General features: G+C 56.0%; 12 protein-coding genes. 3 read left to right on the plus strand and 9 right to left on the minus strand.

The genetic code is table 11. From position 1 onward, the window contains the following. Positions 1 to 33 precede the first annotated feature (33 nt). From ACYX4J_RS16430 to ACYX4J_RS16465, 8 genes are all read right to left on the minus strand, one after another. Positions 34 to 2,466, minus strand: coding sequence for a heavy metal translocating P-type ATPase (locus ACYX4J_RS16430; protein WP_476177083.1), 2,433 nt, complete (start codon positions 2,464 to 2,466; stop codon positions 34 to 36). Next, on the minus strand, positions 2,463 to 2,987 hold the full coding sequence (locus tag ACYX4J_RS16435; RefSeq protein ID WP_444891804.1) for a FixH family protein: 525 nt from the start codon (positions 2,985 to 2,987) through the stop codon (positions 2,463 to 2,465). Before ACYX4J_RS16435 ends, ACYX4J_RS16430 begins: the two co-directional genes overlap by 4 nt. An 85-nt stretch (positions 2,988 to 3,072) precedes the next feature. Beyond that, positions 3,073 to 4,491 (minus strand): cytochrome c oxidase accessory protein CcoG, encoded by a 1,419-nt coding sequence (gene ccoG / locus ACYX4J_RS16440; protein ID WP_413664704.1) that lies wholly within the window; start codon positions 4,489 to 4,491, stop codon positions 3,073 to 3,075. Between the two features lie 139 nt (positions 4,492 to 4,630). Then, positions 4,631 to 5,539, minus strand: coding sequence for a cytochrome-c oxidase, cbb3-type subunit III (gene ccoP / locus ACYX4J_RS16445; RefSeq protein ID WP_444906137.1), 909 nt, complete (start codon positions 5,537 to 5,539; stop codon positions 4,631 to 4,633). Further along, positions 5,539 to 5,772: a cbb3-type cytochrome oxidase subunit 3 gene (locus ACYX4J_RS16450; RefSeq protein ID WP_413664702.1), complete on the minus strand. Its 234-nt coding sequence runs from the start codon at positions 5,770 to 5,772 to the stop codon at positions 5,539 to 5,541. The genes ccoP and ACYX4J_RS16450 overlap by 1 nt, the downstream gene beginning before the upstream one ends. Before the next feature lie 18 nt (positions 5,773 to 5,790). Then, positions 5,791 to 6,408, minus strand: coding sequence for a cytochrome-c oxidase, cbb3-type subunit II (gene ccoO, locus ACYX4J_RS16455; protein ID WP_413664701.1), 618 nt, complete (start codon positions 6,406 to 6,408; stop codon positions 5,791 to 5,793). Positions 6,409 to 6,419: 11 nt separating this feature from the next. Beyond that, positions 6,420 to 7,874, minus strand: coding sequence for a cytochrome-c oxidase, cbb3-type subunit I (gene ccoN / locus ACYX4J_RS16460; protein ID WP_413664700.1), 1,455 nt, complete (start codon positions 7,872 to 7,874; stop codon positions 6,420 to 6,422). Between the two features lie 155 nt (positions 7,875 to 8,029). After that, complete coding sequence (locus tag ACYX4J_RS16465; RefSeq protein ID WP_476177084.1) at positions 8,030 to 9,250, minus strand: argininosuccinate synthase; 1,221 nt, start codon at positions 9,248 to 9,250, stop codon at positions 8,030 to 8,032. Positions 9,251 to 9,569: 319 nt separating this feature from the next. Between ACYX4J_RS16465 and pyrC the strand changes: the two genes are divergently transcribed. The 3 genes from pyrC (at position 9,570) to ACYX4J_RS16480 (ending at position 11,768) form a co-directional block, all read left to right on the plus strand. Further along, positions 9,570 to 10,601, plus strand: a complete 1,032-nt coding sequence (gene pyrC, locus ACYX4J_RS16470; protein ID WP_413664698.1) for a dihydroorotase — start codon at positions 9,570 to 9,572, stop codon at positions 10,599 to 10,601. A gap of 130 nt (positions 10,602 to 10,731) precedes the next feature. After that, positions 10,732 to 11,403 (plus strand): ribonuclease T, encoded by a 672-nt coding sequence (rnt, locus tag ACYX4J_RS16475; protein ID WP_282931564.1) that lies wholly within the window; start codon positions 10,732 to 10,734, stop codon positions 11,401 to 11,403. Between the two features lie 170 nt (positions 11,404 to 11,573). Further along, on the plus strand, positions 11,574 to 11,768 hold the full coding sequence (locus tag ACYX4J_RS16480; protein WP_413664697.1) for a hypothetical protein: 195 nt from the start codon (positions 11,574 to 11,576) through the stop codon (positions 11,766 to 11,768). Positions 11,769 to 11,873: 105 nt separating this feature from the next. Here the strand turns inward: ACYX4J_RS16480 and secF are convergent, their stop codons facing one another. Further along, entirely contained in the window at positions 11,874 to 12,875 is a 1,002-nt protein-coding gene (gene secF, locus ACYX4J_RS16485) for a protein translocase subunit SecF (RefSeq protein ID WP_444956940.1), read from the minus strand. Positions 12,876 to 12,884 lie beyond the last annotated feature (9 nt).

The raw sequence follows: 12,884 nt of genomic DNA on the forward strand, positions 1-12,884 counted from the left end.
AGTTACACCTCCTCTCTTTCTGTGAGCACGGGATTAAGCCTCGGCGCTCACAGGGTTTTCGTCGACTTTCTGTCCACGGGACAGACGCAACGCATTTAGCACTACGATCAGAGAACTCAGGGACATACCGATTGCCGCAGCCCAGGGCGGCACCAGACCGCAAAATGCCAGCGGCAGGGCAATCACGTTGTAGCCCAGAGCCCATGCCAGGTTTTGCCGCACAATTCGGCGGCACTTGTGCGCCAGCTCTATAGCTTTGGGCAGCACTTCGAGATCACCGTTCAGCAAAATGGCATCGGCGCGGGACTGGGCCAGATCCGCCGCAGACATCATCGCCACAGAGGCATCGGCACCAGAGAGCACTGGCACATCATTGATGCCATCCCCTACCATCAGCACCTTCTCACCATCGCTTTGCAGCTGCTTCATATGGCTGAGCTTGTCCTCTGGCGAGGCACCGGCGCGGTAGTTATCGATACCCGCTCGCCCTGCCAGCCGCTCAACTTCCGCAGACTGGTCACCACTGAGCAGTTCCACTGAAAGACCTTGCTCAGTCAAACCCTCAACAGCGGTGGTTGCCGAGTCCCGTAACTTATCCCCCAACGCAATCCAGGCAATAGGGCCCAGGGAGTCGCCGAGCAGTAGCCACTGCCCCTCCCCTTCGGGCGTGGAAATATCCTCACTGGAGACAAAGCTCGCCTTACCCAGTCGGTAACTACCCCCCTCAATCTGCCCTTTCAGGCCGGCCCCGGTATGAACTTTCAGATCAGTGGCGATGAGATTGCCACGCCAGGCGCGGAAGGCCCTGGCCAGGGGGTGATTGGTCTGGGATTCCAGGGCAGCGGCAACATCCTTAACCCGCTGCTCGCTCCAGTTGGCCCGCAGCAAATCAATATGCAGGATTCTCGGCTCACCGCGTGTCAGAGTACCGGTCTTGTCGAACAGCACCCGGCCGATACGCGGCAGCGTTTCCAGTAGACTGCCTCCAGCCACAAGAAGCCCCAACTGCTGTAAACGCAGGGTGGCGGAAGCCAGGGCAGCAGGAGTTGCCAGCGACAGTGCGCAGGGGCAAGTCACCACCAGCACAGACAGAGATACCCAAAAAGCGCGACTGGGGTCGATTTGCCACCAGACAACAAACGCCGCCAGTGCCGCGAATAAAACGACACCGACAAAAATACCCGCAACCCGATCTGCCAGGGCCACTTGGTTGGGTTTATCTAATTGCGCCCGTTCTACCAGGCGCTCAATAGCGGACAAGCGAGTCGACTGCCCCGCTGCCGTGATTCGAATAGTCAGGGTGGAATCGCCGTTGACACTACCGGCATAAACCGGGCTGCCAGCAGACTTCTGTTGCAGTGCCGATTCACCGCTGAGCAGGGATTCATCCACACCACTAACGCCCTCCAGCACCTCCCCATCGGCGGGGACAGTGTCTCCCGGGCGCAACAAAACTTTATCCCCAGCGACCAATGCGGCCACCGGTACATGGACAATATCGTCCCCTTGATATTTGGCCGCCGTCATCGGCAGCAACTGAGCCAAACCACCGCTGGCTAAGCCCGCCCGGTGGCGGGCGCGCATCTCCACCGTTCGTCCCAACAGCAGGAAGAAGGTGAACATGGAGATAGATTCAAAGTACACCTCGCCGGTGCCGAATACCGTGGCGTAAAAGCTGGCGACATAGGCCATACCAATCGCCAGGGACACTGGCACATCCATACTCAGGTGTCGGGCGCGCAGACTGCGCAAAGCGGCACTGAAAAATGGGCGCGCCGCATAGAAAACCACTGGCGTCGCCACCAGCAGGGAAACCCAGCGGAAGTAGCGCTCAAACTCACCGACACCCTCTTCCGCTGCAGCACCAAAATACAGGGCGATGGCAAACATCATCACCTGCATGGTGCCGAGTCCGGCGACACCCAGGCGGCGCAGGGCGGCGCGGTGCTCGCTCTGGATCACACTTTCCTGGTTGGCCGCAGTAGCCGGGGCCGGCCGGTAGCCAATCCGTTCCAGTTCGCCAAACAGCTCACTGGGTTTGATCTTGTCGGGATTAAAACCGATCTGGGCACGCTGGGTACTGGCGTTGACAGAGACCTTCTCAATCCCGTCCAACTGCCCCAGGTGCTTTTCTATCAGCCACACACAGGCCGCACAGGTAATACCGCTAATCAACAGCGAGGCTATCTTGTTGCCGTTATCCCAATCGTGGACAAACTGCTGCTGCACTTCCGGCAAATCGTATGCCGCCCAGCGGTCCTGGGGTTGAGCTTCCTCCGGCCTGTCGCTCTCCTTCTCCCGGAAGCGATAAAAGCCATCCAGACCACCGGAAACGATAGCGCTGGCTACCGCCTCACAGCCTGGACAACACATATCCCGGGCGGCCCCGTCGATAACCACCGAGTGGTTGCTGCCGGGAGGGACTGGGAGTCCGCAGTGATAACAGGAGGAGGAAGACGAAGTCATTGAGTTACTGCGTTCAGTGGCGCGGCATTGCCGAGATCGAAGTTGATTTCACCTTTCAGGCGCCAGTTGGCGTCCTGATGCGCATCGGGATCGAGTTCCGGCATCAAGCGGAGATACCAGCGATTCCCAACGCCTTCAGGCAAGGTGCCCTGGTAGCGGCCCACGGAGAGCTGGGAGAGCTCGATATGCTTATCCAGGTCAGACTCCACCGGATGGCTCAATGTGAGCAGTAGGGCCTTGGGGTAGTCGAGGTCGCCATTCAGCTCCACGACAACCGATTTTTCAGACGGCTGAAACTGGACCAAAGCGGCCAGACCCAGCTCTTTCGCGCGCAAGTCCTGCTCGGCGCTGAAGTGATACATGCGGCTGTCTTTGTAGTAAGTATCACTGACTTTATCGTCAGCAAAGCGCACCGCTATCGAGACTGTAATTGTGGAGACAACCACCACTGTAATCAGTGGGGCCAGTACCATCCACGCCCAAGGTTCCCGGTACCAGGGTTTTGGGGTTGGTTCATTCATCGCGTTACCAAAAAGTTACCGTTTGTGCACAAAAGTCGAGCCCGCCTGGGCGGGCCCGTACTTTGCAACGGGATTGGCGTCCCGTCTACTGCTTTGGACCAATAAACACCGTTCGGTGCTTATCAACCAGCTCAGGATTGTCGACTGCTTGGACAACAATCTCGATATCGTGCTTGGTATCCTTCAGCTGGTCTCTGGGAACGCTTACCCGAATGGGAACGGAGAACATCTCTCCAGGCACCAGGTAAATCGTCTTCGGCTTGCGAATGGAGTAATCGTATTCAGGCTTACCTTCCACCTTTATGGTGAATTCGTGGGGAGCCTGATCCATATTGTTGATTTTTACCGTGTAGACATTTTGCACCTGTCCCTGGGACTCACGGAACATACGAGCACCGCGGTCGCGAGTGATTTCTGCCTCGATTGGGCTTCGAGTCATCACTTGCTGTGCAAACAGGCCGGTCATCGCAACCAGTATCAACGCGTAGCCAAATAGGCGCGGGCGCAGGAAGCGGGTCTTTCCACCCTGCAATTCGTCCTCAGAGGTGAAGCGAATCAAGCCCTGCTCATAGCCCATCTTGTCCATCACGCTATTACACGCATCGACACAGAGGCCACAGTTGATACATTCGTACTGCATGCCGTCGCGGATATCGATATCCACCGGACACACCTGAACACACCAGTAGCAGTCGATACAGTCGCCCATACCTTCCGCCTTGTAATCCACGTTCTTTTTGCGCGGACCACGGGTCTCACCCCGCTTGGCATCGTAGTAAACCGCCAGCGTATCCTCGTCGTACATCACCGACTGGAAACGGGCATAGGGGCACATGTATTTACACACCTGCTCACGCAGGAAGCCGGCGTTCATATAGGTGGCAAAAGTGAAGAAAGCGACCCAGAAAACACCCTGCGGGTGCGCGTTAAACGTCGCCAGATCCACCACCAGCTCGCGCACACCGTAGAAATAACCCACAAATGCCAGTGCAGTTGCCAGCGAGATCAACAGCCAAATGGTGTGTGTGCCACCCTTGCGCAGAACCTTTTCCAGGTTCCAGGGGGCCTTATCGAGCTTCATTCGCTTGTTGCGATCGCCTTCACAAACCCTTTCTGCCCAGATAAACATCATGGTCCAGACGGTCTGCGGACAGGTGAAGCCACACCACACCCTGCCCAGCAAAGTGGTGACCGCAAACAGCGCGAAGGCGGCAATGATCAGCAGCCAACCTAGAAGGAAGCCGTCTTGGGGGCCGAAAGTAGTCCAGAAAATATGGAATTGGCGGGTGGGGAGATCAAAGAAGACCGACTGGCGCCCGTCGATATTGATCCAAGGTAGGAAGAAGAAAGCCAGCAGCAAAGGCAGGCCGGTATATTTGCGAACACGGGTGAAAACACCCTTGATATGTCGGATGTAGACTTTGTCTTCCGACTCATACAGCATGCGATAGCGAACTTCGCCATCACCTTCCTGTTCCTCACGGGTTGGAATTAAATCACTCACACAAACCTCACTCTCGCACGGGCACATCTTGTACGTGGGCCAGGTAGCCCCTTATGTTGAGGCTTTTTTCTCCGTCCCTGCAGCGCCCGGAGTCCCTTGATAAAACAAGGCCCAGCAAATGCCGGGCCTCAATAGTTAATTACTGCTTTTCTTCTTCCTGCTGCGACAGGCTGTAGACATAGGCCGCTACGAGGCGGATTTTGTCTTCACGCAGTTTATCTTTTTGCGCGGGCATCATATTTGTACGACCACCGCGAATAGTGTGTTGGATCTGTTCGCGATTGCTACCGTACAGCCAGATGTCGTCGGTCAGGTTCGGCGCACCCAGCATTTGGTTGCCTTTGGCATCCATACCGTGACAAGCCATACACACGGTGTTGAATACCTTCTGACCTTCGGCTGCCATGGCGGTGTCGTGCTCCAGGCCGTTCAGGGAGAGAACATACTCTGTCGCATTTCTAACACCTTCTTCACCGATCACCGGACCCTGAGGAGGCATCATGCCCTGACGACCGTTGTACAGGGTTTCCAGGATTTTCTCCGGGGTGCCGCCGTACAGCCAGGCGTTATCGGTCAGGTTCGGGAAGCCAAAGTTACCGCCGGCATCTGCACCGTGACATACCGCACAGTTGTTAGCGAAGATCCGGGAACCCATCTTGAGGGCTTCGGGGCTCTGCGCAATCTGCTCGATCGGCATATTTTCGTACTTACCGAAGGTCTCGTGGAATCGCTCCTGAGCCTTGGCCTGGGAAGCTTCCAATGCACCGACAGAAGTCCAGTTGCCGACACCTTTGAAGTTACCCAGACCCGGGTAAACCACCAGATATCCCGCAGAGAACACCAGGGTGGCAATGAACAACATGAACCACCACTTGGGCAGCGGGTTGTCGTATTCCTCGATGCCATCGTAAACGTGGCCCGTGGTTTTGTTTTCCGGTTCAGCCTGGTCATCCACTGCCACCTTTCGGTTGGCGAACAGCACCCAGGTAATCAACGCCAGATTGGCGAGGGTGAGCACAATTACCCACACACTCCAGAATGTACTCATTACTTATCCTGCCCCTGTTTTCGATTGGCTCCGGGTTTATCCCCGGAATTGGATTCGTCCTGCTGAGCGGCCGACTTGTCCTTGTCGGCTTGTCGCTCTTCATCGGCAAATGGCAAATTGGCATCTTCTTCGAAGCGCTTCTTGCGCTTCGGAGAGAAGGCCCACCAGCAGATAGCCAGAAAAGCCACAGAGCCCAGAACCAGACCGATTTCCCGCAAAGTTTCAATAGTCACGAGTTTCCTTCCTCGCTATTAGCGTTTTTGGGTAACCAGGGTACCCAGCTGTTGCAAGTAAGCGACCAGCGCGTCAATTTCCTTGACCTTGCCACCTTTGAAAGGCTCAGCGGCGTTGGCGATGTCGTCATCGGTGTAGGGCACACCGACGAAGCGCAGCGCTTCCATCTTACGTGCGGTGTATTCGCCAGTTACCACATTGTCGAACAACCAGGGGTAAGCAGGCATGATTGACTCAGGCACAACGCTGCGCGGGTTGTACAAGTGCGCGCGCTGCCATTCATCAGAGTAGCGTCCACCTACGCGCGCCAGGTCTGGACCGGTACGCTTGGAGCCCCACAAGAAGGGGTGCTCGTAAATGGATTCCTGAGCCATGGAGTAGTGGCCGTAACGCTCAACTTCCGCACGCAGAGGACGAATCATCTGAGTGTGGCAAACGTGGCAGCCTTCGCGAATGTAGATATCGCGACCTTCCAGCTCCATTGCTGTCAGCGGCTTCTGCCCCGGCAGCGGCGTGTAGTTATCCTTGGTAAAGAACTGCGGAACGATCTCAACCAGGGCGCCGAAACTGATGGCGATAATGGTGAAAAAGATCATCCAGCCGATGTTTTTTTCTACGAGGTCATGATTCTTCACGATCTAAACTCCTATGCCGCAGGCACTGCTCGAACGGTGTTATCGGCTTCGGCATCGTTTACCTTCTCGGTAATCGTGCGGTAAACGTTGTAAGCCATCAGCAGCATACCCACCAGGAACATGGCGCCGCCCAACCAGCGAACTACATAGCCCGGATGGCTGGCTACAACACTCTCTACGAAGCTGTAAGTCAGGGTGCCGTCGGCGTTAAATGCACGCCACATCAGGCCCTGGGTAATACCGTTAACCCACATAGCGGCGATGTACAGAACAGTACCTACAGTTGCCAGCCAGAAGTGCGCGTTGATCAGCTTGGAGCTGTACATTTCGCGGCGTTTCCACAGAACCGGAACCAGGTGATACAGAGCACCGATAGAGATCATTGCAACCCAGCCCAAAGCGCCGGAGTGTACGTGGCCAACGGTCCAGTCAGTGTTGTGAGACAGAGCGTTTACAGTCTTGATGGACATCATCGGACCTTCGAAGGTAGACATACCGTAGAAGGACAGGGATACCACCAGGAAGCGCAGGGTCGGGTCGGTGCGCAGCTTATGCCATGCGCCGGACAGGGTCATGATGCCGTTGATCATACCGCCCCAGGAAGGTGCCAGCAGAATCAGGGACATAACCATCGCCAGGCTCTGAGCCCAGTCGGGCAGCGCTGAGTAGTGCAGGTGGTGACCACCAGCCCATACGTACAGGGAGATCAGTGCCCAGAAGTGAACGATAGACAGCTGGTAGGAATAAACCGGACGACCAGCTTGCTTAGGTACGAAGTAGTACATGATGCCGAGGAAGGCTGCAGTCAGGAAGAACCCTACTGCGTTGTGGCCATACCACCACTGGATCATTGCGTCCTTAGTGCCCGAATAGATAGAGTAGGACTTGAACGGGCCAACAGGAATCTCCAGGTTATTAACGATATGGAGAACAGCAATAGTTACGATGTAAGCACCGAAGAACCAGTTCGCCACGTAGATGTGAGAAGTCTTACGCTTCATGATGGTGCCGAAGAACACCAGCGCGTAAGCAACCCAAACCAGGGCAATCAGGATATCGATAGGCCACTCGAGCTCAGCGTATTCCTTGGTGGAAGTGAAGCCCATCGGCAGAGTAATTGCCGCGGCGACGATAACGGCCTGCCATCCCCAGAAGGTGAAGGGGATCAGCCAGCCACCCCAAAGGCGGACCTGACAGGTACGCTGTACCACATAGTAAGAAGTGGCAAAGAGAACACTACCACCAAAGGCGAAAATTACCGCGTTGGTGTGCAGGGGCCTCAAGCGCCCGAAGTGCGAGAAGGGCTGCCAAAAGTCGTTGAGTTCAGGCCAGGCTAGCTGGGCTGCGATCAATACGCCCATGCCCATACCAAAAATGCCCCAGACCACGGACATGATGGTGAACTGGCGCACGATATTGTAGTCATAGTCCGGCACAGGGCCGGTCTTTGCCACCGTTGTCGTCATGTTTTTACTTCCGTTGCTTTTAAGATTCGGTTCCACTGTGCGGGACTGGCCCACCACAGAAGGTGTGCAACCACAATGTGTGAGGCACTGTGGTTACTATTGGCCGGATAAGGATTTAAGCGCATCCTTGCCCGGTGATTGCTGATCTAAATCAACTAAATCAATTTTCTTCCTTTACCTGCGGCAATGCGCAGACGCAGGGCGTTGAGCTTGATAAAGCCCTCCGCATCCTTCTGGTCGTAAGCACCAGCATCGTCTTCGAAGGTAGCGATACGCTCATCGAAGAGACTGTCCGCAGAGCGACGGCCCACAGCACTCACGCTGCCTTTGTACAGTTTCAGGCGAACTTCGCCGTTAACCACATCCTGGGACTCATCGATCGCAGCCTGCAGCATGCGGCGCTCTGGGGACCACCAGTAACCGTTGTAAACCAGCTCGGCGTAGCGCGGCATCAGGGAATCCTTCATGTGCGCAACTTCGCGATCCAGGGTAATGGACTCAATGGCGCGGTGCGCCTTCATCAAAATGGTGCCGCCCGGTGTTTCGTAGCAGCCGCGGGACTTCATTCCCACGTAGCGGTTTTCCACGATATCCAGACGACCGATACCGTTGGCTCCGCCCAACTTATTCAGCTTCTCAAGCAAAGTAGCAGGGCTTAAGCGCTCACCGTCGATAGAAACAGGATCGCCCTTCTCAAAACCCAAAGTAATGTAGGTGGGTTCTTCCGGAGCCGCCTCAGGGCTCACGCTCCAGCGCCACATATCCTCTTCGGCTTCCGCCCAGGGATCTTCGAGGTTGCCGCCCTCGTAAGAGATGTGCAGCAGGTTGGCATCCATGGAGTAAGGGGATTTCTTCTTGCTGGAAGAGAAGTCCACCGGAATATTGTGCTGCTCGCAGTACTGCATCAGCTTTTCGCGGGAGTTCAGGTCCCACTCGCGCCAGGGAGCGATTACCTGGATGCCCGGCTTCAGCGCGTAGGCGCCCAGTTCGAAGCGCACCTGGTCATTACCTTTACCGGTAGCACCGTGGGAAATGGCATCGGCGCCAGTCTCGTTGGCAATCTCAATCAGGCGCTTGGCAATCAGCGGGCGCGCAATAGAGGTACCCAGCAGGTACTCCCCTTCATAAATCGCATTGGCGCGGAACATCGGGAAAACGAAATCGCGCACATACTCTTCGCGCAGATCGTCGATATAAATCTCTTTAACCCCGAGGGCCTCGGCCTTGGCACGGGCCGGTTCCACCTCTTCACCCTGGCCGATATCAGCGGTGAAAGTCACCACTTCACAACCGTAAGTCTCCTGCAACCATCGCACGATTACTGACGTATCCAATCCACCGGAGTATGCCAGTACCACCTTTTCGATTTTGCTCATTGCTGTCCTCTGCTGCCGGAAATACGCCGCCGCGACAAAAACGCGGAGACGGGGAATGCCACTACGCGAAACTAGTGTCGGTCTGGGGGAGTTATTCTTGGAGATATGCCCAGGATCGGTAAATTGCGGGCACAACAATACCCACACTCTTTGTCGGGGCGCGATTGTAGCGCCTAAGCTCGCGATCGACTAGCGTCAAGGCGCGAGTAAGCACAATTGATTGATTTTTAACCTTTTCGTGCATCGCAATTTTGTACAGCTTCGGGTAGCATTCGCGCCGCACAACGACTCACTACGCTAAGAAGCTTTACGGAGTACCATGACGGAGCAAATTACCCTGCGCGCCCCCGACGACTGGCACATTCACCTGCGCGACGGCGCCGCTCTCGGGCGCACCGTGCCCGATGCTGCAAAACAATTCCGCCGCGTGATTGTAATGCCCAACCTGGTACCCCCTGTGACCGATGCCGAAAGTGCAGTGGCATATAAGGAACGTATCAACGCCAATGTTCCCGCCGACACCAACTTCGAACCCTTGATGGTGATCTACCTCACCGACAAGACCGACGCTGCCGTTATTCGCAAAGCTCATGAAGCCGGTGTTATCGCCGCCAAACTGTACCCAGCGGGCGCGACCACCAACTCCGATTCCGGCGTTACCGATATCGCCAACATCTACCCGGCCCTGGAAGAGATGCAGGCCTGCGGTATGAAGCTGTTGGTACACGGTGAAGTGACCACCAGCGATATCGATATCTTCGACCGCGAGCAGGCTTTTATCGAGAAAACCCTGTCCCGCCTGGTAGATGATTTCCCCACGCTGAAAGTGGTGTTTGAACATATCACCACCGCCCAAGCAGTAGAGTTTGTACAAGGCGCCCGCGAAGGCGTTGCCGCAACCATCACCGCGCACCACCTACTGTACAACCGCAACCATATGCTGGTTGGTGGTATCCAGCCGCACTTTTACTGCCTGCCGATCCTCAAGCGCGGCTACCATCAAAATGCATTGATCGAAGCGGCCACCAGTGGTAACCCGAAGTTTTTCCTCGGCACCGACTCAGCCCCCCACGCCCACCACAAGAAAGAACACTCCTGTGGTTGCGCCGGCTGCTATACCGCCTACTCCGCTATTGAGCTATACGCCGAAGTATTCGAGCGCGCGGGCAAACTGGACAAGCTGGAAGGCTTTGCCAGTGAGTTCGGCCCCGACTTCTACGAGCTGCCGCGCAACGAGGGCACCATCACCCTGGTCAAGAGCCCCTGGACCCTGCCGGAAAAACTGGATATGGGTGGTGAAAATCTGATTCCCCTCGCAGCCGGTGAAACCTTAAACTGGCAACTTGCGTAATCGGCGAGTGCCCTGATTACAGCGCCTGCAGGGAGAACACTCCCGGCAGGCGCCGCAATTCGAATACAATACCCTGCCCCACCAGCGCCAAATGCTGCTGGCCTGAAGACAAGATTTACAAGGAACCACCGTGACACCCGCCGAAGAACCCACAGGACCAAAAAGCTCTCTCGCCCAGCGATTCCGAGGCTTTCTGCCCGTGGTCATCGACCTTGAAACCGGCGGCTTTAACGCCCGTACCGATGCACTGCTGGAAATTTCTGCGGTTATCCTCGACATGGATGACTCCGGCAACCTCTTCCCGCTGGAGACCCACAGTTTCCACCTGGAGCCTTTTGAGGGCGCCAATGTTGAGCAATCCGCTCTCGACTTTATTGGCATCGACCTGGAATCCCCGGACCGCGACGCCTGGCCGGAAGAAATCGCCATCCCCGAGCTGTTCCGCAAGATTCGCAGCGCCGTGAAAAAGCACAGCTGCACCCGCGCCATCGTGGTTGCCCACAATGCCCACTTCGACCTGGGCTTCGTCAATGCAGCCGTCGAGCGCACCGGCATCAAGCGCAACCCATTCCACCCGTTCTCCTGCTTCGACACCGCTAGCCTCGCCGGCCTCGCCTACGGCCAGACCGTATTAGCCAAAGCTTGCCAGGTTGCTGGAATCGAGTTTGATAACAACTGCGCCCACTCCGCCGAGTACGACGCAGAAAAAACCGCAACCCTGTTTTGCGGCATCGTGAACAAGTGGAAAGAGATGGGCGGTTGGCCGCTGGAAACCGAAGAGACCACAGAAGAAGCCGAATAACGCACTATCTTCCGGGCTGCCTCAAAGCGGCCCGATTTATCCAAAAACGACAAAATTATTCGAAAGCTGTCGACAAAACACCCGCTATGTGCAGAGTCTGGCCACTTGGGTGATTTTTTGTGCAAGCCGTGCTAATATGGCCCGCTTACACATAAAAACCGGATAGCGCCGTGGCCAAGAAACCTTCCTCTTCCTCCAATCGCAAACAAGCCGCTCCCCTCGAGACCAGCGAAAGCATCGAGGAGCAGGTAAAGGCGTTCCTCGCCGGTGGCGGTGAGATCGAGCAGGTGCCCAAAGGGGTAAGCGGCCAGACCAACACTTCCGGCCCCAAGCACATCACCCTCGGCAAAAAGCCCAGAGCCTAACCTCCGCGCAATAAAAAACCCCGACGGCGCTCCGCTGACCAGCAGCAAAGCGCGGCCGGGGCCGCTCGAATATGGCCGCGTCAACGCAGCCACTTCTCATTCACATCAGGGCATTTCTTCCAGTTCCGCACCCTCTTTCACCGGCGGCATCAGGTCTTCTTTGTTGATATTCAAAGCCATCAGCACGTTGGCAGCTACGTAAACAGAGGAGTAAGTACCCACAACCACACCCACGATCAAGGCCAGGGAGAAGTTGTGGATCAATTCGCCACCGAAGAACTGCAACGCCCACAGCACCAGCAAGGTGGTGAAGGACGTCATAAAGGTACGGCCCAAGGTCTGGCTGATTGAGATATTGATAATTTCCTCAGACTCAGCCTTGCGCACCTTGCGGAAGTTCTCGCGGATACGATCCGATACCACAATGGTATCGTTCAGGGAGTAACCGATCACCGCCAATACTGCCGCCAGTACGGTTAAATCGAAGTCCAATCCCATCACCGCAAAGAAGCCCAGCACAATAATCACATCGTGGCCCAGAGCCGCTACCGCGCCGAAAGAGAACTTGTACTGGAAGCGCAGGGCAACGTAGATCATCACCATAAACAGGGCCAGCATCATGCCCAGGCCGCCGTCGTCGCGCAGCTCAGCACCTACCTGTGGTCCCACCATCTCAACACGGCGCAGTTCAACATCGCCCTCACTGCCCTCTCTCAGGAGAGCGACAACCTTGTCACCGATCGGTGTCGTTGTTTCCTGGTCGGTAGCGCTGATCTGGGTTTCCTCCTCGGTCACCTCAGGGGGCAACTTGATCAGCAGATCCTTTTCAGAACCAAAATTCACTACTGTAGCGCCATCGTAGCCAGCAGCATCCAACTGATCGCGCACGTCGCTAATAAAAGGCGTTACCTCGTAGCCCACCTCAACCTGGGTACCACCGGTAAAGTCCAGGCCAAACTTCAGGCCGTTCATTGCCAGTGCGGCGATGGAGGAAAGTACCAGCACCACCGAGACAATCCCGGCGATCTTGCGCCAGCGCATAAAGTCGTAGACGCGCTTGCCCATGTACTCGGTAATTTTGCCGTTATCCACTTTGGTCTCACTCATGACCGTCTC

This window comes from Microbulbifer sp. ABM4_008 (assembly GCF_056311705.1).